17 protein-coding genes are annotated in these 22003 nt (G+C 52.7%); 5 read left to right on the forward strand and 12 right to left on the reverse strand.

Translation table 11 applies throughout. The features are described 5' to 3' along the window. Nucleotides 1–82: 82 nt before the first annotated feature. From BLQ17_RS02290 to BLQ17_RS02345, 12 genes are all read right to left on the reverse strand, one after another. Nucleotides 83–511 (reverse strand): aconitase X swivel domain-containing protein, encoded by a 429-nt coding sequence (locus BLQ17_RS02290; protein WP_092219387.1) that lies wholly within the window; start codon nucleotides 509–511, stop codon nucleotides 83–85. Next, nucleotides 499–1761 (reverse strand): aconitase X, encoded by a 1263-nt coding sequence (locus BLQ17_RS02295; protein WP_092219389.1) that lies wholly within the window; start codon nucleotides 1759–1761, stop codon nucleotides 499–501. Before BLQ17_RS02295 ends, BLQ17_RS02290 begins: the two co-directional genes overlap by 13 nt. Nucleotides 1762–1854: 93 nt before the next feature. Beyond that, nucleotides 1855–2244, reverse strand: coding sequence for a universal stress protein (locus tag BLQ17_RS02300; protein WP_092219391.1), 390 nt, complete (start codon nucleotides 2242–2244; stop codon nucleotides 1855–1857). A gap of 243 nt (nucleotides 2245–2487) precedes the next feature. After that, nucleotides 2488–4509: an anaerobic glycerol-3-phosphate dehydrogenase subunit C gene (locus tag BLQ17_RS02305; RefSeq protein ID WP_176761041.1), complete on the reverse strand. Its 2022-nt coding sequence runs from the start codon at nucleotides 4507–4509 to the stop codon at nucleotides 2488–2490. 44 nt (nucleotides 4510–4553) lie between these two features. Beyond that, a complete protein-coding gene (locus BLQ17_RS02310) occupies nucleotides 4554–5057 on the reverse strand; it encodes a 4Fe-4S dicluster domain-containing protein (protein ID WP_176761042.1) in 504 nt (167 codons plus the stop codon). 27 nt (nucleotides 5058–5084) lie between these two features. After that, the gene (locus tag BLQ17_RS02315; protein WP_092219397.1) at nucleotides 5085–6497 is read right to left on the reverse strand and encodes an aldehyde ferredoxin oxidoreductase N-terminal domain-containing protein; all 1413 of its coding nucleotides are present in this window, start codon (nucleotides 6495–6497) and stop codon (nucleotides 5085–5087) included. Between the two features lie 90 nt (nucleotides 6498–6587). Continuing rightward, on the reverse strand, nucleotides 6588–7625 hold the full coding sequence (locus BLQ17_RS02320; RefSeq protein WP_092219399.1) for a branched-chain amino acid ABC transporter permease: 1038 nt from the start codon (nucleotides 7623–7625) through the stop codon (nucleotides 6588–6590). 21 nt (nucleotides 7626–7646) lie between these two features. Then, on the reverse strand, nucleotides 7647–8675 hold the full coding sequence (locus BLQ17_RS02325) for a branched-chain amino acid ABC transporter permease (RefSeq protein WP_092219401.1): 1029 nt from the start codon (nucleotides 8673–8675) through the stop codon (nucleotides 7647–7649). Between the two features lie 69 nt (nucleotides 8676–8744). Next, on the reverse strand, nucleotides 8745–9440 hold the full coding sequence (locus BLQ17_RS02330) for an ABC transporter ATP-binding protein (protein WP_245694944.1): 696 nt from the start codon (nucleotides 9438–9440) through the stop codon (nucleotides 8745–8747). Nucleotides 9441–9499: 59 nt separating this feature from the next. Then, complete coding sequence (locus BLQ17_RS02335) at nucleotides 9500–10222, reverse strand: ABC transporter ATP-binding protein (protein ID WP_092219405.1); 723 nt, start codon at nucleotides 10220–10222, stop codon at nucleotides 9500–9502. Between the two features lie 72 nt (nucleotides 10223–10294). Next, nucleotides 10295–11557 (reverse strand): ABC transporter substrate-binding protein, encoded by a 1263-nt coding sequence (locus BLQ17_RS02340; RefSeq protein WP_245694945.1) that lies wholly within the window; start codon nucleotides 11555–11557, stop codon nucleotides 10295–10297. A gap of 522 nt (nucleotides 11558–12079) precedes the next feature. After that, on the reverse strand, nucleotides 12080–13492 hold the full coding sequence (locus tag BLQ17_RS02345) for a trimethylamine methyltransferase family protein (protein ID WP_092219407.1): 1413 nt from the start codon (nucleotides 13490–13492) through the stop codon (nucleotides 12080–12082). 574 nt (nucleotides 13493–14066) lie between these two features. Between BLQ17_RS02345 and BLQ17_RS22465 the strand changes: the two genes are divergently transcribed. The 5 genes from BLQ17_RS22465 (at nucleotide 14067) to BLQ17_RS02365 (ending at nucleotide 21895) form a co-directional block, all read left to right on the forward strand. Then, nucleotides 14067–14228: a hypothetical protein gene (locus tag BLQ17_RS22465; RefSeq protein ID WP_176761043.1), complete on the forward strand. Its 162-nt coding sequence runs from the start codon at nucleotides 14067–14069 to the stop codon at nucleotides 14226–14228. Beyond that, on the forward strand, nucleotides 14225–15637 hold the full coding sequence (locus tag BLQ17_RS02350) for a cytosine permease (protein ID WP_176761044.1): 1413 nt from the start codon (nucleotides 14225–14227) through the stop codon (nucleotides 15635–15637). The genes BLQ17_RS22465 and BLQ17_RS02350 overlap by 4 nt, the downstream gene beginning before the upstream one ends. A 116-nt stretch (nucleotides 15638–15753) precedes the next feature. After that, nucleotides 15754–16236, forward strand: a complete 483-nt coding sequence (locus tag BLQ17_RS02355) for a 4Fe-4S dicluster domain-containing protein (protein WP_092219411.1) — start codon at nucleotides 15754–15756, stop codon at nucleotides 16234–16236. Continuing rightward, a complete protein-coding gene (locus BLQ17_RS02360; RefSeq protein WP_092219413.1) occupies nucleotides 16233–18098 on the forward strand; it encodes an aldehyde ferredoxin oxidoreductase family protein in 1866 nt (621 codons plus the stop codon). Before BLQ17_RS02355 ends, BLQ17_RS02360 begins: the two co-directional genes overlap by 4 nt. 437 nt (nucleotides 18099–18535) lie before the next feature. Then, nucleotides 18536–21895, forward strand: a complete 3360-nt coding sequence (locus BLQ17_RS02365; protein ID WP_245694946.1) for an NAD-glutamate dehydrogenase domain-containing protein — start codon at nucleotides 18536–18538, stop codon at nucleotides 21893–21895. Nucleotides 21896–22003: the final 108 nt, after the last annotated feature.

Genomic DNA, 22003 nt, shown 5'->3' on the forward strand with positions numbered 1-22003 from the left:
CAAAGTTTTCAGACAAATAAAGGGCGACGGTAAAATTCGCCGGGGAGAATAAGGGGGGAAAGCCCCCTTACTTGCATGCCATTCAGGCTACCGGGCGATAGCTCAACTCTTGGCGGTCGGTGTCAACCACACAGTCACACCCCGTCTGCAGTTTATCGAAATCGCCACGGCCAATCAGGGCAACGACGACCTGAGAATCATAAAAATGTTTACTGATAACAGGCCCTGCAACAAGCAGGGGATCAAGTTCGACGTTGATTATTGCCACAGGACCGGTTTTTTGCCTGACAAGCTCAAGCAGCACCATGGGTGCCGCGGCAGACCCTTTGCCATAGGGAAAAAGCAGCACTTTGCCGGTGATCGACTGCCCAAACAGCTCATGTCGCGGATCGGTTACCACGCCTGTCGCCGGATCCACTCCCCCCCAGAAGCTTATGGTCTGGTTACTTTTCAGGATTTGTCCGGAAACCCGACCCGCCACCAGAGGCTTGCAGTGAATTACATTCTCCATGGCACCCCGCTCCGCAAGATCCTGCCCTCGACTGCCGAGGCGACGCAGTCGCCTATGGACCCGTATGCCGCCTTAAACCCAGCCTGGGAGTGGATATAATTAGCGGCTTTCACCGAGTTGGTCATCATGGTTCCCGAACTCTTCAGGTAGTTGGGATAAAGGAGCAGGCAGCCGTCGCAATAGACTTCTATACCGTACTCTCTGAGTTCGTCGACAAGCCCCTCCCGCCTTGCCCACTTCAAGATTTCCCTGCTGGTGAACACGGTAAAAAAGACGTTGCCGTTGATTTTTTTACCCCGCACACACTGCAGAAGAGTTCTGAATTCAGCTTTGGAAAAATGGGGACATCCCAGACCGACCCAATCCAGATCGTCTTTTTCAGCAGTCCAGAGGAGTTCCTCCGATTGCCAGATATCTTCAAGGGTAACTGCGTGACGCTCCACCTCGACGCTCTGATCAAGACAGGAATCAAGGGTTATCGCTTCCGGGGTGATACCTTCGAGATGAAACAGGGCGGTGGCCCCGGAGGATGCCGCGGCGGCACCAAACCCTTTCAGGTCATCGAGATTCACCGCTCTTCTCGGAATTCCCGATACCGCCACGATACTATTGCCGAACCGGTTACCGATAAAATATCCCAGGAGGGGATAAAACCTGGGATCGGCGAAAATATCCCCACTAAAACCCTCAAGATCCACCAGATACTTGGCTTTTCTGTTTTCCTCGAGATAAAGGCCACTCTTGGGAGCGCGTCCGGTCAGGGCACAGCAGATATCCACCAGATCACCGGTTCGATTGGTTCTCGCCCCAAGAATGGAATTGGCATAGACGATGGCGTTGGACTCGGACCAGGCGACATTCTCCCTGAGTCCGGGGAGAATGTTATCCTGATAAGGGGCGCAGGTCCACGAGCCCAGAGCGCCCATGGCCAAATGAGCCTGCTCCAGTCGTTTTATTTTCTGCAGCAACCCGTCGGGAACACCATAAACTCCACCTCTTGCAATATCATAGGAGGTATTGTTCATCGATGTCGGTACCGCTACCCTGCCCCCCAACCGGACAAGATGTTCGACAAATTCGAGACCGGCATCGCCGAGATAGAATCCGCTGTCGGTGTGTACATGAGTGATCTCCACCAGCTGCGGCGCGTCAACCGCTTCGGCAAGCTCGACAATAACGGACATGGCCATTGCCGCAGCCGCGCCCCTTTCACCGTCACGCATCCTCTTCTCATATCCTGTAAGTCTCATGTCTCGCCAACCCTGTTATTTGCCGCTCTTTCTCTCCCCACACTCACGACAGCACCGGGCGGCAGGGAGAGCTTTGCGGCATTGTTCCGCCATCTACTTGACAGTGAGCACGGGACAATGCGCTTCGAGGATGATATACTGGGCGTTGGAACCAAAAACCATCTTGCCGATCTTGCTGCGCTTTTTTATCCCGATAATTATCTCATCGACCTCTTTCTGCTTGGCGTAGCGGACGATGTCCTCTCCCGGGGCAACACCCCTGATCAGCAGATGAGTCTCACAGGCAATACCCTCTTTGTCGAACACATCGTTTTTAATCTGGTTCATCTGCTCTTCGAGTTCTGAGAGCTCCTCGATTTTCCGGTCAGCCGAACAGGTCCGGACAAGGTAGACGTAGGCGCCGTCAGCCTTAGCTCTTTCCACCCCCTTTTCAAGAACGTTGGAAATAGAGGTGTTTTTGTCGTACGCAATCAGTATCTTCATTTCAATTCTCCTTTGTTGGAATAAACTCTTGGGCTACGTAAAAAAAATCATGTAAGTAGCCTCCAAAAGTAGTCCTCTTCTATGATTTCGCCACCCCTCACCCTACTTTTTCTCACATTCCCGGTCAAAAAACAAATTTTAGGATGAAATTACAGAATATTACAGACAACCGATCAGGCACGAACATTTTTCAGCGCTGCACCAACCGGCTTTTCATAAGAGATCCATCCATGTTCCCGCCCTCTAACTTTTATATTCCTGGAGATGATCAGCAATCACTGTTATCGGATGCACCACATCCATACCCGTTCCGTGAGCCATCTGGAGACTGCAGGTTCCGCACTCCGTTGCAACAGCCGAGTATTGACTTGGGTCTATCCCGGCAAACACTTCCCCGCCCGTAACCATCGAGTAGTCATAAAACTGCTTTTTCTGTCCCCAGGCGCCGGAAATGCCGCAGCATCCCCTGTTGACGTCGTGCACCTCGAGTCCGGGGATGAGGCGCAGTGCATCAATGGCGACACCGCCAAGGTCCTGAACCCGTTGATGACATGGAAGATGATACGCCAGCCGAGCACCACATTCACGAAACGTCACTTTACCATTTTTGATTTCCGGAAGATCAAGAAGATACTGAAAAATATCGACCACCCTTCCTCCAATCTGTTCGGCACCCTTGACGCCCAGGTCGATATAATCTTTTTTAAGCGCAAGGGAACAGCTCGGGCAGGTGGTTATGATATCGGCCTGGGCGTCAAGCCGGGAAAATTCTTCCACCAGCAATGCGGCTTTTTTTTTCGCCGCTTCCACCTCGCCGGAAGCTATAAGGGGCAATCCGCAGCACCTCGACCGTACGACCTCAAGTTCAATGCCGAGCCGGTTAAAAACCTGCAGGGTGCTGTTGTAGACGCTGTGTTCAAAAAAGCCGGCCCAGCACCCGGCGTAATAGAGAATTTTCCTCGACGGTTTTTCAAGACGCGGGTATCGGCGTATCGGCTCTTTATCATAAACCGGCAGCTGCCTTTTTCTGTGGATGCCGACGCTTTTCTCGGTCATCAGCTTGAAAACCGGGTTGGCAAAAACTGTCCCGGCAAAGGGCGCTGTCGCCCTAGTGACAGCACCAAGCAGCTCCGCGTTGCCCAGAAGCCTCGTTTTGGCTCGATAAAAAGCTCCGTGAGCCCTTGCCTTGACAAGGGAATTCATTTTTGCGATATCGATACCGACCGGACACTCATACGAGCAGTTATTGCAAAAACTGCAGAGGTCGATATCACCAATTTTGCCCAGAAGAAAATTAAACAGGTAGAGCTGGGGATACCGGCCTTTTTCTTTCCCGAAAAACTTATAGGTCGGACATTCACGCATACAGCTGCGACAGCTTATACAGTGGAGAACCTGCTGGTAAGGTGTCTTAAGAAGGCTTGTCCTGCCGTTGTCCAGCACGATAACCGTTATTTCAGGACCACTGTCACCATGTTTGAGTTCGGTCTTTTTGAGGGGGAAAAGTGGCTGCCGGGAATCGCGCTTGTCAACCGTGTCCTTTTGCAGGTTGAGCAGAATATTCTGCAGACCGAAGTTGCCGGCCCAGGCGGTCTGAAACCTGGCCTGTTTCTGGTCGGAAACGATTTTTTCCATCGCCACCAGAAAAACGATGCGCCTTGACCGGAGCAGTTTTTCGATATTAGAGGTGTGCTGGAGTAAAAACATGGTTCCGTCCGCAGCCGCCGCGCTGTTCACACCGATCAGCGCCGTTGCGTCATAGCATCGTTTTGTACTGGAACCACCCGGCAGCGGGAATTTTTTGCTCACGGAAAACCAGTCTTCGGCGGGGTCACAGCAGTTTTCCGGAAAAAGCCAGGGATGGCCCAATCTGTTTTCAGCAATATTTCTGTCTTCGAGGTAGTTGTAGCTTATTTTCACTCCCACTGCCCCCAAGCTCTCTTCAATTTCCTGTACCGTCCCAGAATTGTTGGCAAAGAGTCGGGCTCCGGCACCGACCGCATCGCCGATGATTCCAGCCGCATCGCGGTCGGTTGCAGCGTAATGAGCAGAGATCCCGGTACATTCAGAAAAATTTTCCAGAAACATCCGACCAAGGCTTTCAAGTTGCGAAACGGACTTTTCCCGTTGACTTTGCAGCTTGCGCTTGACATATGCCAGGTCCACCGGAGGTTGCTGCCCGGCGGTTGCAAGAGCTGCGACGGTGGTTTTTTTCTTTGCAGACGCCGCGGGTTCAAACAGCTTCACGTATATTGATCCACTCATCTCCATGGTCGACTCCCGGATTCTCCTCTTTTTCTGCCTGCAGGTCACAACACTGTTGGCGCCGGTAACGAAAAATTGGCCGACATTTTCTTTCTCTTTCTTCTCAACCTGTTACTGACAACGGATAGTGGCCAATAGGAGAGCACATTTTCCGGGCAAACCTCAACACATACCGGAAAGCCTCCACACTGATCGCAGCGAAAGGCCGCATCCCGATACGGGTTGATCGCAGTGGCGCCGAACGGACATCCGTGGACACACCCCTTGCAGCCGATGCACAACTCTTCAGCAACGGTCATCAGGTTACTTTCAGGGTCGCGGCGGGTGGCTCCGGTCGGGCATATTTTTTCACACGGCGGATCACAACAGTTCTGGCACAGGGTCGGAGCGGCCGCGACAACACCGGCCACTGTTACCTCCACCAGGCGTATCCGGGAAAGATTACTGCTACACTCCTGGTAGTGGCTCAGCGAACAGGCAAGTTCGCAAACCCTGCAGCCGCTACACCTTGTGTAATCGATGGTTATCACATACGGTTCTTGTTCCACTGCAGACTCCACCTCCCCCATAAATCTTCACTGGTACAGACGGCAACCGTCGGCGCTGCACTCACTTGTGTGCTGCTCCATCTCTACGAGCTGATCCATGAGGTCTGCAGCAGAAAGATCGAGACCGCAACACTGGTTCAATGCAACTGCCAGCCGCGCTGCGCCCAGACGGGCCGGCCCCAGAATTTGACTTACCCCGGAGCAGATTCCGAGCAAATCTGAAAGCCTTGATCCCGAAACCATTTGCATGCCACCGCCAGCCGTGTCGTATCCGGATTCACACCACGAAGACAGCCGTTGGCCAAAAAAACGTGAAGCGGACTCGACGCCTCCTGCCAGTATGTCGCCAACCCCGGACCGGGTCACAGTTTTCTGCGCAAGATCCATCAGCGCGGCCTGATTTCCGCCATGCACCCTGATTCCGTCGACATGAACCGGGTCAAGAATCTTGCGGTGGGTGAGCTCGCAAAGCCAGTTGTAGATTCTGGCAAACCATCTGCTGTCAAGGCCGCTGTTCTGGCAAAATCTTATATACTGCGCCACCTGCTCCGGTTGATCGAAGCTGAGGAGTTCACCGAGCCCTTGCAGCTCCTTGGAACCGACGAGGACGGCCTGATGCGAATAGACATGATACCTGGCATAGCACCCGATTCCGCATCCGGCACAGCTTAGGCGGCCGTTGCCAAGAGAGGTAAAGAGGGCCATACCACCGCGGTCGAAAAAACCGGTCTGACTGGATTGTTTTTTCGTACCGCCTTTACCTGTTTCTGCGATCTCCCTATGCAGCTGCAGGCAGGTCCGAAAAAAATTTTCAGGTTCTGAGACCCTCACGCCGCCGGTACCGCTCACCGCGATCACTTTCAGGTTCATCCGCACCATGATATGACCAAGGTCGACTGAACCTGAGCGGGTTCGACAGCACTGGGCGACGGCTCCGGCGACCCCGTTGTCCCCGCTGATACCTGTGGCGATTATTTTCACATCAGGATCGTCCAGTTCTTCTGTTACGGCTGCGGCCAGTTCGTCCATATTCCTGAACTGTAACAACGAGCAGTCCCTGATCTCGACGATATCGTCACTGATATAGAGGCAGCAAGGATTTTGCGCAGTTCCTGAAACAGACAGCCGGTTGTATCCGGCGCTTCGCAGGGCACTGCCGAAATCACCGGCTATGCGCCCCGATCTTACGGGGAAAGAATCACTTGAGCGGCCGAAAAAAGAAGCCACGCCGGCCCCTGGAAACATTGTCCCGGCCAAAGGACCGACCCCGAAAAGAAGTACATTTTCAGCACCGGGCGCTGGTGACCGCCAAGAGAGATGGCCACCAGACAGGGCCGGATCAAGCGCTTGTCCGTAAAGGACCTGCTGGCCGTCGATCTCATTGCATATCCTGTCGAAACTCTTTTTTCCCAGATCAACATTGAGAGTAGTGCAGTTCATGGTTATATCCGGATAACTAGCTTAAAAGAGTACGCCCAGCCGCTACACTGCAGGCATCAGTGCAGTGGCAACCCGGCCGGTTCGCCACGATCAGACCCCGGCCTCAGCTGTTTTCGCCTTTTGGGCGGTACTGCTTGTGCTCCTCTGTTTCCTGGCAGTCAGGTTTTTAAAAAACTGTGCCACGCCGCCAGGATAGTAGACCATAATGGCAATCAGGAAGACCCCATATATGATCAGATTGATTCCCGGCAGATCAGACAGGCTCGAGCGCAACAGCTCCATTGCAAAAATAAACGGAAAGGCGGCCACTATTCCTCCCCACAGGCTTGACCTTCCGCCGATATAGGCAATGACCAGTACCTCAACAGTCTTCTGGGTATGCAGCAGCTCGGGGGTAAGTATGCCGTAATAGTGTCCGTAAAACCCACCGATCAGCCCTGCAAAAAAGCAGGACATGGTAAAATTTATCACCCGGTACTTGGTCGGGTGAACCCCTGAGGTCATGGCCGCCTCCATGTTCTGACCGATAGCCCGGAAAGCAAGCCCGTAATCTGACCTGATCATCAACCCGAGAACGAGGTAGGTGAAGATCATTATCGCCAGAATAAGGTAATAATAGGGAAGACTGGAGTTACCCTCGAAAAATCCATCGCACTGCAGCCCGAGCGGACCACGGGTAAGCCAATCAAGTTTCAGGCAGAGTCCCATCAGCGCAATACCGATAAACCAGGTAAAACAGATGGCGAACATTCCGCGCAACCTCAGGGATACGATGCCTGTCAACACCCCCAGTCCCGCTGAAACCAAGGCCCCGGCAAAGATGGTGATAAATGGTGATATTCCGATTTTATTGGAGATAATGGCTGACGTGTAAGCACCCAGACCAATAAATGCGGCGTAGCCGAAATTGACTATTCCCAGATAGCCGGCACTGAAATCAAACGCCACGGCGGCGGCGGCCACAATCGCTCCGGAAATCAGCCAGCGAATCATATAGTCCTGATTAAATGGAGGGACCAGCGGCAGCAGAAAAAGTATTGCGAGCCCTGCCAACCCCATCGGTGAAAGACAGATTTTACCAAGGATACCGGAGAAGCCGGTACTGTTATCTTGTGTTAGTTGTGTCATGCGTGCACCTATGTATTTTTCCTATTGTTCCCAGACGGACCTGACCTTCGTCGCGAAAATTCCGTAAGGCTTGAATATCAGAATCATTGCAATGAGGAACATGGGAATGACATTTTCCCACCCTTCCCCCATATAGGTCCTTGTAACAACCTGAAAAAGAGCGATCATGAAACCGCCCGGCACCGCCCCGGCCACATTCCCGAATCCCACCAGAATGATGATGAACCAGGAGTTGTACAGAGGCGCCACCCCCACCGTGGGATACGACGGAAACATGAACAGCAGGCTGCCGCCGGCAAGCGCCGCAAAGCCGCAGGCAAGAGCAAAGGTGGTCGAATAGACGCCATTTACTTGTATACCGACCATCCTTGCACCATTTTCATCCTGGGCGACGGCCCGGATTTTTTTCCCCAGGCTGGTATACATCATGAGGTACCAGAAGAGTACGATGGCCGCCATGGCAATACCGAACACCACAACCCTGTCAACACTGACATACACATCGCCAAACGCAACCGAGGGGACGTCCCAGTAATTGACGACTCCCTTGAAGGTGTTGCCGAACACCAGCATATGGACATTGATGAGAATTATCTGGATGCCGATGGTTATCAAAAAACAGTTGAGCAGCCACCCTTCGCGGTTTCTCTTCCGCAACTGGGCAAAGATGGTTTTATCCGTTACAATACCCGCAATGGCGCCGACTATGGCCGCGCCGGCAATACCCAGAATCGGGGTAATAAAAGAGAGAAAATCATTGGGTGTTTCCAGAAGGTACTGTTTCAGGGGGTTCATGATGTAATAAGCCGTCAGGGAACCTATCATGAAATATTCCCCATGGGCAAAATTTGAAATATTCATAACCCCGAACAACAGGGAAACTCCTATAGCCATCAAGGCCCACATACCGCCCGTAACCAGTGTATTTACCAAAACGTATGGTCCCTTGTGAAAGGATACGGCAATCGCTACCAGGATGGTACAGGTTACAGTGATCCCTCCAGCCGATTTCAACCATTCTATCACTTTAGCTGAGCTCGAATCGTTCATTGGTTATTCGTCCTCACTTAATTGAATTAACTACGCACCAGAACATATGGCACCAAAACCGGGCTCAGGTTATGTACCCAGATAAATCTGTTTCACATGATCATTGGTTATCAGCTCACTACTAGGTCCTTCAAGAACCACTTCTCCCTTTTCGAGTATGTATGCACGGGAGGAGAATTTCAGCGTCTTGGTCACATTCTGTTCCACCAGAAGGATTGTCACGCCTTTTTTGTTCAGTACCTTGAGTGCGTTAAAGACTTCTTCGGTCACCTGCGGCGCCAGCCCCAGCGAGGGCTCGTCGACCAGTACCAGGATAGGATTGGACATAAGCCCCCTGGCAATGGCGAGCATCTTCCGTTCACCGCCGCTCAAGGTACCCGCGTACTGGCCGACCCTCTCCTCAAGTCTTGGGAACAGCTCAAAGACAAATTGCAGGTTCTCCTCCATTTTATTTTTATCATCAAGGAGCTGCGCCCCCATTTCCAGATTTTCAAGAACCGTCATCCCGGTAAAGAGGTTCAACTCCTCCGAGATATAGCTCAGGCCGTTTCTGCAATTCAAGGCGCAGTCCTGATTGTTGATGACCTGGCCATCAAAGGTTATTTTTCCGCTCTGCGGCGGCAACAACCCCGAAATAGTTTTTAAAGTAGTCGATTTTCCCGCACCATTGGGCCCCACCAGCGCTACAAACTCACCCCTGTCGATCTGGATGGAAACGTCCCACAGTACTTTGAGAAAGCCGTATCCCGCGTTTAGGTTTTTCACTTCGAGTAGCAAAATATCACCCCCAACTAGCTTCGTCTTATAGACATGAACAGCCTCTATCAGTCCTCTTCCACACCCAGATAGGCTTCAATTACCTTCGGATTCTTGGTTACCTCACCGGTAGGTCCTTCCGCGATTTTATTGCCAAAGCTGATAACCGCCAGCCGGTCGCACAGGTTCATGATCACCTGCATAATGTGCTCCACCATCAAGATTGTGACACCGGTATCGCGAATTTTCCGGATAATGGCGATAATGTCCTCGAGTTCAACCTCGGACAACCCCGAAGCAAGCTCGTCGAGCAGGCAGAGCTTTGGCGAACTGGCAAGTGCCCTCGCCAGGTCGAGTCTTTTCAGCTGAACCGTATTCAGGGTCTCGCACAGCACATTGTGTCCCAGGGGAAATTCTACGAAGTCAAGCTTGTCCCGTGCATGTTTGACCTTGTCGGCAACCGGCTCGGTGTTACCGAAAACGGTCGAAACAAGTACGTTTTCAAGAACCGTTAATTTCGGGAAAGGCCTTGGAATCTGAAAAGTCCGCGACAGGCCGAGACTGCACATCACCTGGGGGCTGAAGCCGGTAACCTTGTTCCCGAGAAAATACACTTCACCTGAAGTTGGCGGATCGAGTCCTGCAACCGTATTCTGAAAAGTCGTCTTACCGGCACCGTTGGGCCCGATAAGACCTAATATCTCACCTGCTTCAACGTGCAGGGACACATCGTTAACCGCAACCAGCCCGCCAAATCGTTTTGTAACACCCTTCGTTTCCAGAATATTCATCGTGTTCTTCCACATACCTGGTTAAATAGTACAGGGGGAGTCGAAAAAGAGACTCCCCGTAATGGTTTCAGCCTATTGTATTACGTGAAATTCCGCTTCAGCCCAGGCCTTGGGATAAACGATCCTGCCTTTACCGCTCTTGTACTGAATAATCGGGAGATACCAGTCGTCAACGCCCACAGCGGGGTCGGGCAGCGACTGTTCGTTATATGAAAAACGGCTCACGGTGATTGCGCCCTCATCCTCAGAATAGGTGATTTTTCCGGTCAGCAGTTCGTCAAGCACCACCTGCCTGAGGCTCTCGGAGTCTAGTTTTCCGGTCTTCTCCAGGGCCCTCTTGGCAACCTTGATAAAGAGCTTTGCTGAATCGTATGCAAGTCCGCCGGAGGAAGGGCTCGGTTTGTCGCCATATTTCTTTTCGTAATTTGCGGCCCACGCTTTTGCTTTATCGGTTGCCAGCTTCTGGATCATGTCGAGGGTGTAATCGGAAGCCGATCCGGCCAGTGAATACCATTCGCCGGCCCATCCGAGCCCGTCGCAGATCATCGGAACTTTCAGGCCAACCTCACGGGACTGCTTGATAAGTGAAGTAATGCCGACGGGCATCCCGTAAGAACCGAATACCAGGGCCGGCTCCAGCTTCTTCCATTTGGTGAGCAGCGGATAAAACTCGGTCTGGTTCTGTGCCAGAAAATCTTCGGCGACAATTTCCCAACCGGCGTCTCCGAACATTTTCTTTGCCCCGGCGAAAATATCACGACCCCAGTCGGTATCTTCCGCGAAAATAACTACTTTTTTGCTGTGGGGCTTGAATTTGCCGCTGGCAATGGCGTCCTCGAGAAATTCCACATAACCGGTCATGGTCTTCTGGGGAACGGGCCAGGATTTCAGCCAGTATCCGTTGTATTTGTCCATGTCGCTGCGGTATTTTTCGTTAATGACCGAGCTACCGCCAATGCCGAACAGGTGAGGGATCTTGTATTTTGCCGCCAGATCCATTACCGCAATAGCCACCGAGCTGTGCCAGTTCAATAGACCGACCTGAATACCTTTTCGCTCAACCGCTTCCGCATACGCATTTGTCGCCTTGGCCGGATCGGACTGGCTGTCGATCCAGACCAGCTCCACTTTATAGTCGCCAATCATGTTGCCGGCTTCCTCAAAAGCCATCTCGGCGGACTGCTTAATTTCCTGGCCGGTTTTTGCTGATGGACCGGTCAACGGTGCCATTCCGCCTATCTTCAGCACTTTTTCCGCACTCGCTCCGGCAACACCGATCGTTACCGACAACGACAGCATCACTCCAAACGCAAACAGTTTTTTCAAACAAACCATGTAATCCTCCTGTAGAATTATGATTTCCATTTGTGAAAGTGGTCAGGAAGTCCCTACCGCTTTCATTGCCGACCCGCTATATGCTGCCTGATAAAAACATTATGGTCAGTGATCACTCCCAGGTGCTACCAGCAAGCACTTGGTAAATTCAGCCGATCCACCGCCAGTGGCATACTCTGTTTTGCAAACGTGATACCAATGTTAAATTAATCTGAACGACACCCACACAATCGACCGCAACAGCCAAATTATTGCTCTGTTTTCAACCATCTTTACGACATCCCCACCATACAGCGGACCACTATCGCGAACCAATCCGCACCACCATACGATTCATATATGTATCGAAACAAAAGCTCCTCGCTCACATCTCCGACGGTTGTCGTCGCAACATCCGGGGACACCGGACACTTCCTTGAGCAAATCATCGTTCTTTTATGTATTCTTGTATACATCATAGCGAATCAGATTTGAATCGTTACAGCTTTCGCCCCAGTCTGGTCTTATCGGTTGCGGGTCAGATCAAAAAGCTTGCTCGACATATTTTTCAAGCCGGGCCCTGATATCACCATCCATCTCCGGCTCACGCCATTGTTCGAGCCGTTCTTCCACTTTCTTTTCAGCGATATCAAAGATCTCCTTCTTACCCTTGACGGACCAGGTAGAATAGTCGTTTCGCCTCATTATTTCGGGCAGATAGAACTCGGTTCTGCAATGTTTGAATGTCGCCGGATGGGTAAGGTATTCCCCTCCCGGCCCCACCTCCTTGATGGTTGCGAAATCGATCCGCTCCTCAGTTACCCCAAGACCTTTCAGGTTCCGCCGGAGCATTCCGCAGATTTCCTCGTCAGCCAGAAATTTTTCAAAACTCATCGCGATATAGGCGCCGAGAATCCCACAGCCGTGGAGCAGAAAGTTTGCCCCACTCATAACCGTCGTCCCAAGCGAGAGGGCCGATTCAATTCCCGCCTGCATATCGAGGCAATGGGCATCGGTGATGCCGCCGCTGCCCCTGGTCGGCAGACCGTACCTTTGCCCCATCTGCTGCGTCGCATTTTGAATCAGCCACTGCTCGGGGGCCCCGATTGCGAGTGATCCTGTTTTCATATCGGTAACGGTTGAGGTTGATCCATAGATGACGGGAGAACCGGGATTGACCAGCTGGGTCAGAACAATCCCCGCAAGAATTTCGGCATTCTGGGTTACCAGCAGACCGGGCAGGGTTACCGGGGCGGTGGATCCCCCCTGGGAAAGAAGCGCCACCATGTTCACCTGTCCATATTCGGCGTAGACGATGAGGGCTTCTGCCATTTCCGAAGAGTACGCAAGGGGGGACAGGGAGCTGATAATCCCCATGGTTACCGGCTTGTCCTGGATATTTTCCTTGCCGCCGAAGGCGATTCCGGCCATTTCGATGGAATCCAGGGCCGCCCGTTCCGAGACCGAACTGCCGATAAACGGCTTGTCACAGTTGACCAGATTGGCAAGCATCATGTGCAGATGCCCCCTGTCTGCAGGAATGTCAGATGGATCGCCCATCAACATGCCGTTGTAGTCGATATGGTTGGAGGTCTGTACCAGTTTGCAGAAATTCCGGTAATCCTCAAGCACGGCACGATGCTGCACTCCTTTTTTTACCACAAAAGGTGCGCCGTACCCCGGAGCAATGACAAGATTATCTCCCCCCATGACCACATCGTGTTGCGGATTTCTGGCATGGATTTTATAGCTCGACGGAGTTGTCGCGAGCGCTTTTTCAACATCCTTGGCTCCGAGATATACCACGCCGTTCTCGACTTTTATGTCATGTCTTTTAAAAATATCAAGGGCCTTTTCGCTGTGAAAAGCAACACCGACCTGCTCGAAAACTCTCAAGGTGTTTTCATGAAGCAGGTCAAAGTCCTTGTCTGATAAGATGTCCATTCGATTATACATTGTTTTTGCTCCCCATCCTCAAGATTGAATTGATAAAAACGTTCGCCAACCGCTTTGGTTCCACTCGCAGTGCAGACATGCCCACGTAATCGCTGCAGCCAATTTTGCAAAAAAAAGACCAATAGCAAAATAATGTTTTCAACCACCGAGAAAGTATCGTCTGACCGCTGCACAAAAACAGTTAACATATTGTATTTACACACTATTTAAAAATAACGATCATTTACCCGTTATTATCCGGAAAGTGGGATCAGATTCATATTTGTATCTTACTTACCAGAAATCTCTCATCTTTGATCACTTTCTGTCACCAACAGAACAACCGGAAACCGGTGACGCCACCGGAATCAAATGTCGCAAGAGATAATCATCGTGAACCGAAAAACACAACAATGATTCTCTCTAAACGGAGAAACTCATCAAGATTCATTTATGTATCCCCACAATGTCGGCACACCAAATTTAACCGCATATTATCAACATGTTACCGCAATACAAACTTTGGCATATATCTTGCATTTCTTTCAAATAGTCAGCACCATTTTCAACAGCACAATATTGAAACGGAGGAGATATGCCTACAGAAAAACTCGATCCCGACCTTGCCAGACGGCTGAAACTTGTTGAGAACCCGGACTACGAAGGAGAACCTCTAACTAAAAAGGACTATACGCTCCTGGTGCTTGCCGGAATTATCCTTCCTCTTCTCCTCATGGTATGGGGGTGGCAGATATGAACACGACAATGGATTCGAGAGCGACCCGTGAGGCCATAGAGGGGACCTGGCCGGTCCTGCCGAAGGAACGCATCTGGGGGGCATGGGGACTGACCGCCGTTGCCATCTCCGCAGGAGTTGCGGCCTGGAGCTACATGATAGGAGGCTACGTTGCATACTACCTCGACGCGGTCATGGGTACCTATGCGATGATTGCCGGAAGCCTGGTCGGCATGTTCTTTGTCGTCCTGGCAACCATTCCCTGCAGCATCAGGTACGGAGTGGATACCATAACCGCCAGCATTCCGCAGTTCGGCGTCAGGGGATCCTATTTTTCAATTTTTTTGCAGTATGCATCGATTCTCGGCTGGAACTGCCTGCTGCTCATCCTGCTCGGAAGAGCCACCGGGAGAATTGCTCTTGCCGCCGGCTGGGTCGGCGAGTCAGGCGTCGGCACGGTGTCAGCGCTCGGCTCGCTTGCGGCGATCACCGTTTCCTGGCTGCTGCTCAGAAAAGGGGCAGAATCCATCCGCAATTACTCCTATTTCATCTCAATAATCGTCACCAGCCTGGCGCTGTGGATCCTGTACAAGCTGATCACCGGATTCGGAGCCGAAGCGATCCTAAGCGGCAAACCCCTGGCATCGTCCGGGGACCGGCTCTGGGACTACACAGCGGGTCTTGAAATCCTTGTCGCCTCGGTCCTCTCGTGGTGGCCGTATATGGGCGGTATAGTAAGGATGGTGCCCAGTGCCCGCCAGGCCGCCTGGCCGGCGATGCTCTGCATGGGGCTGCCCACGGGGGTGATAAGCCTTATCGGCCTCTACTCCGCACTGGTCACCGGGGACTCCGATCCGACCGCCTGGCTGATACAATTCGGCGGCGTCCACCTCGGCATCGGCGCACTCGTTTTTCTCGCCATGGCCAACATAGGAACAGCGGTTGTCGGAGCTTATGTCGCCAGCATCGGACTCAAGCAGATACCGGTTTTCCAAAAAGGCGTGAGCTGGAACTGGATCACCTTTATCGTCTTGCTGCCGGTAGCGGTGATAGCCGTTCTCATCCCGAATTTTTTCTTTGACAACACCGGTTCGTTTTTTGCCTTTCTCGGTGTTTTCTTCGCTCCTGTCTGCGGCATACAGATCGTGGATTATTTCCTGCTCAGAAAACAGCGGGTCAACAGCCTGGGACTCTACCAGACGGCTGGTGATTCTCCTTATTACTTTCTCGGCGGGATAAACCCGGCGGGGGTTTTAGGCGTACTGGCAGGATTTTTCAGCTATGTCTATCTGCTCAACCCGGTCTCCTACGTCTCCCACGCGCCGTTTAAATACACTTCCGCCTCAATACCGGCCCTGGTGATAAGCGCGCTGGTCTACTACGGGGCGACCAAAATATTGTGCAGGAATATGGGGGATTACAACAACTGATATCGGTATGCCTCCCCGGTTGCGCAACCACGGGAGCCCCATCCGATGCAACTGTGAATCGACAGTTTCCGGCAGAAACTGACTCCAATAAATTCAACACTTCCAAGGGGAGAAAGATGACAAAACAGATAGAGATCAATCCGGAAAGATGCACCGCATGCCGGATTTGCGAATTTACCTGTTCAACGCACAATTTCGGCGAGATCAATCCATCAAAATCAAGAATCAAGGTACGAATCATCTCCAGGGATTTCTTCTTCTATCCGGTACTCTGCCAGCAGTGCGGCAAAGCTCCCTGCGTGGAGGTTTGCCCCAAGGACGCCCTTTACCGCAACGAGACCACCGGCGCGATCGAGCTTTGCGAAGACGACTGCATCGGCTGCAGGCTCTGCGTCAAGGCCTGTCCCTTCGGCGCCATGGGGTTCTCCAAAGAGACCAGGCTTGCGGACAAATGCGACCTGTGCGGCGGCGATCCCGAGTGTGTGAAGCACTGTTTCTACGGAGCGCTGGAGTTTAAGGAGATCGACAAAGTGAGTGAGAAAATCAGCATGGAATACATCGAAAAAATAAAGGATGCCATGGAGGAGGTGGAAATATGACGACCGATAATTTTGGCTGGACCGGCAAGCATATCCGGGTCAACCTCACCGCATCCACTATTACCGTCTGTGAAAACGACCAGCGGATCATGACGCAGTACCTTGGGGCGCGGGGGGTAGGTGCAAAATACATGTGGGACGAAGTGGACCCGAAGACCGACGCCCTTGAACCGAACAACAAGCTGATCGTCGCCACCGGCCCGCTGACCTGTATGCCGCCGGCCGGCAACAGGACCTATTTCGTTACCAAATCCCCACTGACCGGCGGTATCGCCAATGCCGGCGTCGGTGGATATTTCGGGGCCGAGCTCAAGTTCAGCGGCTTTGACTTTATCATTTTCGAAGGCAGGGCAAAGAGTCCGGTCTACCTCTGGATCAACAACGGAAAAACAGAACTGCGGCCGGCCGGTCATATCTGGGGCAAGGGGACCGAAGACTCCGAGGAAATCCTGCTGGCGGAAACGGACCCCATGGCCCATATCGCCGCCATCGGTCCCGCCGGCGAAAACATGGTGCGTCTGGCCAACGTCATCACCGGCGGCGTCACCGGGGCACGGGCAGCAGGAAGAGGAGGGGTCGGCGCGGTGATGGGGTCGAAAAACCTCAAGGCTGTGGTGGTGCGGGGTACCGGAGGAGTAAAGATAGCCGACCTTAAAACATTCAACAAAAATATTTCCAAGATCTGGAAATACTGGGAAGACCCGTCGCCAAGCTGCGCGCAGGGGCTTGGCCAGCACGGCACTATAGGTGTCCTCAGCTTCACCAACAACCTCGGTATCCTGCCCACCCGTAACTTCAGGACCGGCGTTTTCGAAGGCGCCCATAAAATCAGCGGCGAAACGTTTGCCGAAAAATATTCGGCAAGAGGCGCAAGACCCTCCAAGGCGTGCTTTGGTTGCCCTGCCGGCTGCGCCCGGTTAAGCGTCGTCAACGAGCCGGGCTACGAGGGAAAAGGAGAAGGGCCCGAGTACGAATCGGTGGCTTCTCTTGGTTCGGTAACCGGAGTGGATCATCTGCCGGCGGTGATCAAAGCCGGAAGGATCTGCAACGATATGGGGATGGATACCATTTCCGCCGGAGTGACCGTCGGTTGCGCCATGGAACTTTATGAAATCGGCGCCCTGCCCGAAAAAGATATCGGCTACCCGCTACACTTCGGCGATCACGAGGCACTCATCGACCTTGTGCAGAAAATGGCCACCCGCGACGGGTTCGGCTGGATTATGGGCGAAGGATCGTACCGCCTCGGAGAACGTTACGGCCACCCCGAGCTGTCGATGTCGGTCAAGAAACAGGAGCTCCCCAACTACGACCCGCGGGGCGTCAAGGGGCAGGGGCTCGCTTTTGTCACCAACAACCGCGGCGGAGATCACTGCAGAGCCGAGGTAAACTGTTCGGAGATTTACGAGACCACCATGCTCGGCTACTGGTCGCCGGAAAAAGATGTCGACGCCCACGCCATCGAAGGCAAGGTGGAGATGACCATCCATTACCAGGACTATTCGGCCTGGGCATACGATTCCCTCGGATTCTGTTATTTTCTGCTGATGGACACCCCGGAACAGGATGTGCTCGACCTGCTCGAAAGCGCAACCGGCCTAAAGTTCGGAGGAGTCGATGGGCTCAACAGGCAGGGGGAGAGGATCTTCACCCTGGAGCGGCTGTTCAACCTGGCGGCGGGGCTGTCGGCAAAAGACGACACTCTTCCCAAAAGGTTTCTTACCGAACCGATGCCAGACGGCCCCGCCAAGGGACAGGTGTTCGAACAGGACCAGCTGCTGCCCGATTACTACCGGATGCGCGGATGGGATGGAAACGGCATTCCCGGAAAAACAAAACTCGACCAGCTCGGCCTTTCATAACTCTCACACCAGTCATATTCGCTGACACGACACTTTCCCGCCTTAGTTGTTAAAGAGGCTGCCCCGGGAAAAACCGCGACCGGTTTTTCCCGGGTTTTTTTTGCCACTTTTGCCAACGACATATCCAGAGAGTCCGTTGCTAATTTTACAAAAATTGAGAATTCCTTTGAATATTTGTGCATCAGCAGGTATACCTCTTCGAAGGTATGGATGGGGCAATTGTGAATCAGGAAAACTCTTTCGCCAAGGACAGAAGCGACAGCCCCACACCCCTTTGACAACGCAAAAACAAGGTATTGGACGAAAACAACACTACGGTCCCCCAAAATGCGATGTTATCCCTCGGCAGTTTCCGCAAAGATTGTCATCTGTCCTCATCCCGATCCTCCCGGCAAGGCTTTTCAAAAAAGTTCACACAATCAAGATGGGGCCGATACATGGCGCCCCGCCCCATCTGCTCGCCGTCGTGCTGGCGCAACAGTCACGAACCGATTGCCCGGCTGGATCTTTTCGGCAATGGTGCGGGGGCCGGGAAAGAGATCTTTATGCAGCGAAGTTCGCCGGATACTCGGGCCACTTCCCGAACTATCCGATACTTTCATATTAATAAAAACAGGGTTAAAGGAGTTAACCGGGAAATGAAATCCACCACAAACCTCGACAGTCTCAGTTCCGGCCGTCTTACCGAACCGACCAACAGTTCTGAAATCATCCAGATGGCCGAAGACGCAGGACTCGACTCGCGGCTCCTCTACGAAGCCGTCATCGATTTATCAGGCAACGGCCTGCTCACCGCCAACTGCATCAATTTTGCCGCCGGCATCCTGCTCAAGGATCTGGGACTTCCTGGCTATTTCTTCGAGCACATCACCAAACAGGAACTGACCCACCTGCTCCAGTCAATTGCCCTTTCAATCCGCGTGGTTGACGGAAAGGCGGCCCTGTTCGGCCGGGTTGCCCATATAGATTTCAACCTCAGCTACGGCGAAGGGGGACAGCGGGTACGAATTGCCACCGAGGAAACCCGGGACAGCATGGAAGCCATGCTCGAGGAGCAGATAACCGGCCGGAGGAGAGACTACTACTACAGCCCCGAGAATAAATATTATACATATATCATCCGCTCGGGAACCGTTAAGGACTTCGATCCGAAAAAATTCGACGAGTCGCCGTTTCTTTTTTCCCTGGTAGGCACCGAATCGGAAATGCCGCAGCCGACCAGGAAAAGATATCAGAGCTTCCTCCGCGCGGCCAAAAAGGAAGTTATACCGCTCATACAGGTGTACAACCTGCCGGAAACCGGGGAAACCCGGCTGATGTTCAACAGCGATTTCGAGCTTCCCCGACTGCCGATTTTACGAAAAATACTCGAAGACCTCGGATTCGAGCTGGTCCGCGCCTACTGGGAACCGTACCTGTCGATGGAAGGCGTAACCTCCTCGGTCTGTTCTCTTTATATCAGGGGGGAGATAACCCGGAAGGAAGAAAACGCAATCACCAGAAATCTTCGTGATTTTCTGTCGTTTTCCCAGTCTTCGGTCGCAAAGTTGTACCTCAACGGCGCCATCGATTTCAAGGAGATGCTCTTTGCCGGCAACTGCATCGATTTCGCCCACCTCTTTATCTTCAACGAAACAGAAAACCCCACCGACCACCAGATCCTCAACCACCTGGTGAACAAAGACCACCAGGATGCCTTCGCCAAACGTGTCCAGGATTCGAACAAATCCACCTACGGCTATGACATTATCGAGTCGGCGGTCAAAAAGAACCCTGATCTGATCAGAGATCTTTACGCCATGTTCGCCGCCCGCTTCGACCCCGCTGGTCGTACCCATCCCTCCGAAACGGAGCTGGAAGAGCAGTGGCAGAAGTTCGACAAGAAGATAAGAGGCAGGTTTATCGATTTTGCGATCGGCTACAACATTTTCCGATTCATCTTCAAGATGGTGTCCTGCACCCTGAAGACCAACTTTTATTGTGAAAACAAGCGGTCTTTTTCTTTCAGGTTCGACAACCGTATTCTTGATCCGCTGGTGTTCAGCCAGCCCGTTTACGGAATCTTTTTCGTCAACGGACACTACAGCCGGGGGACCCACATGCGCGCAGGGGATATTGCCCGGGGCGGGCTGCGCCTTATCCGGGTGACCCGATCCAATCACGAATCGGAGCTGGCCGGAGCGGTGCTGCTCAACTACGCCCTGGGCCCCAAGGCGCAAAGGATCAAGCACAAGGATATCTGCGAAAGCGGCTCAAAGGGAGTTGTCGTCCCTCACCCCGGGTATGCCCGCTGCAGCCGGGAAGCCATGTTCGACTATACCGAAGGGATTATGGACCTGATCCAGGTTGACGAGAAATGTGTCATAGACTATTACGGCATGCCTGAGATGATCTTTTTCGGCCCCGACGAGGGAACCGCACAGCACATGGATATGATCGCCCTCAGGGCAAAAGAACGAAACTATGCTCACTGGCGCACCCTGACCACCGGAAAAAGCTTCGGTATCCCCCATGACACATACGGAATGCTCGATTCGGGCGACTGTTTCGGTCTTTTCGACCAGACAGACAAAGGGGTCGAGCTGCAGATAGAGGGAAAATCCCGCGTTATTTCGACAGACACCGGGAAAATTTATGACGAAATCGGTGAGTCGATCGCTCTCAGCGGCATGACCACCAGCTCTATCATGTCGACTTTCAGGGCCCTGATCGACCATTACGGCGCCAGGGAGGAAGAGCTTAACCTGATGATCACCGGCGGTCCCGACGGCGACCTCGGAGCCAACGAGATCCAGTGCTACAAAGGGAAGATCTGTCTGTTGATCGACGGCGGGTCGATCCTGTTCGACCCCGAAGGCCTTGACAAGAAAGAGCTGCGCAAACTCGCTTTTGCACGGCACACCAACCCGCGACTCAACTCGCTGGCCTATCCGGACGACAAACTGGGCGCAAAAGGATTCAAGGTGCCCCTTGGCGCCACCAACCTTACCCTGTTCGACGGCACGGTGATCGATGACGGCTCCCTGTTTCACCGAAACTTCCTCACCTCCAAGCAGAATCGAAAATACCTGGAGATGGCGGACATCAAGGCATTTATCCCCTGTGGCGGCTTCAAGGACACGATCAACCACTCGAACGTCCAGCAGTTTGTCGCCAACTTCCAGGAACTGCAGTTCATCGTCGAGGGGGCCAACGTGTTCTTCGACGACAGTGCCCGGCGCCACATTGCAACGGATACGACAATAAAGCAGATAAAAGACAGCAGCGCCAACAAGGGAGGGGTGTTTTCAAGCTCCATAGCCGAGGTACTCACCGCATTTATCCTCGGGGACCAGTACGAATCCAAGCTCGAGGGAGACCTTTCGACCAAGTGGGGGTTGGTAAAGAACATTCTGACGCTTGTGGAACAGCTTGCCCGGCAGGAAACAAAGATGCTGGTCAAGCTCTACGAACAGACGCCGGATATCCCGCTGTTTGACTATTCGCAAAGATCAAGTGAACAGATCTTCGCCCTGCAGGAGACCCTGGAACAACAGATCGACAGCCTCATCGCCAACGACGAAATGGTCGACTATGTCCTTACCCAATACGTTCCACATATCCTGATAGACAAAATCGGCCTTGACAGTATCAAGGAAATCCTCAACCACCAGGAGCTGCACACCTATCGCAACACCATACTGACAAAGAAAACCGCCTCCCTTGCTTTTTACAAGTTCGGGACCCAGTGGGACGATTTCATCAAAAAACTCGATAAAAACTTCGACAAGACCCTGAAATCGGTGATAGGCAACTAAAACCGATCCCGGCTTATTTTCCATCGACCTTCTCCGGCGCCAATTCCCGCCGGAGAAGGTTTCTTTTTCACTCCCCCTCCCGGTCCCTCTCAAGAAGAGGAACCGGGA

Origin of the sequence: Desulforhopalus singaporensis, from assembly GCF_900104445.1 — a bacterium.
GTDB lineage: Bacteria > Desulfobacterota > Desulfobulbia > Desulfobulbales > Desulfocapsaceae > Desulforhopalus_A > Desulforhopalus_A singaporensis.